Raw genomic sequence first — 1,116 nt, 5'->3', positions numbered from 1 at the left:
GGCTGGAGTAGGTCCCAAGGGTTGGGCTGTTCGCCCATTAAAGCGGCACGCGAGCTGGGTTTAGAACGTCGTGAGACAGTTCGGTCTCTATCCGCCGCGCGCGTTAGAAACTTGAGGAAGGCTGTCCCTAGTACGAGAGGACCGGGACGGACGAACCTCTGGTGTGCCAGTTGTTCCACCAGGAGCACCGCTGGTTAGCTACGTTCGGAAGGGATAACCGCTGAAAGCATCTAAGCGGGAAGCCTGTTCCAAGATGAGGTTTCTCACCCCCTCGAGGGGGTAAGGCCCCCGGCAGACCACCGGGTTGATAGGCCAGAACTGGAAGTCCGGTAACGGATGCAGGTGACTGGTACTAATAGGCCGAGGACTTACCACAAAGAAGCTACGCGTCCACTGTGCAGTATCTGAAACAACACACACGTTTCAGAACAGAAGAAAGAAGAACACCACCAACAACACCGTTTGTTGTGTGTCTTCGCTGATGTTCCGTGTGACAGTTTCATAGAGTTACGGCGGCCATAGCGGAGGGGAAACGCCCGGTCCCATTCCGAACCCGGAAGCTAAGCCCTCCAGCGCCGATGGTACTGCACCCGACAGGGTGTGGGAGAGTAGGACACCGCCGAACATCCGTTACCGAAAGCCCCCCAACATTGTTGGGGGGCTTTCGGCATTCCCAGGCACGAACACCGGTGCCGCACATGCTCTTTCGCCCCGGCGCACCGTCGGCAGACGGTCAATCGGTCGGTCGATTCCGGCAGCCACCGCCAATCGCGTGAAGTCATGCCGACGCGTCGCGTGCACGAACCGGTACAGAGTGCCGGCGAAGGCTGCGTTGCTGGATTGCTCATCGGGGTAGGCGCTGGTCACGGCCGAACGGAAGGCGTCGCGGGTCGCGTCGACGACTTGACGGTCACCCATCTCGTCCCAGCCGACGCGAACCGCTGGGCCAGGCAGACTTCCTGCGCCGGCGAGGCTTCGGGGAGTCCCGCAACTTCAGGCACCGGCTTCACCCGACGCCGCTAGGACCGCTACGTCCGACTCCTCACCCGGTGGGCCACCCGCATCGGCACCAGCCCCCGAACTCGTCGAAATGTGGCTCGTCCTGCGGTGGAGCGA

General features: G+C 61.4%; 2 rRNA genes. Both read left to right on the top strand.

Annotation, left to right across the window (positions count from 1 at the left end):
• A 23S ribosomal RNA gene (locus ACFWJO_RS40480) occupies positions 1 to 376 on the top strand; the annotation flags it as partial.
• 132 nt (positions 377 to 508) lie between these two features.
• Positions 509 to 625 (top strand): 5S ribosomal RNA (gene rrf / locus ACFWJO_RS40475).
• Positions 626 to 1,116: the final 491 nt, after the last annotated feature.

Origin of the sequence: Streptomyces sp. NPDC127092, from assembly GCF_042722475.1 — a bacterium.
Taxonomy (GTDB): Bacteria; Actinomycetota; Actinomycetes; order Streptomycetales; family Streptomycetaceae; genus Streptomyces.
Note: the sequence above shows the minus strand (reverse complement) of the source record. Positions and strands in the feature narration are given on the sequence as shown.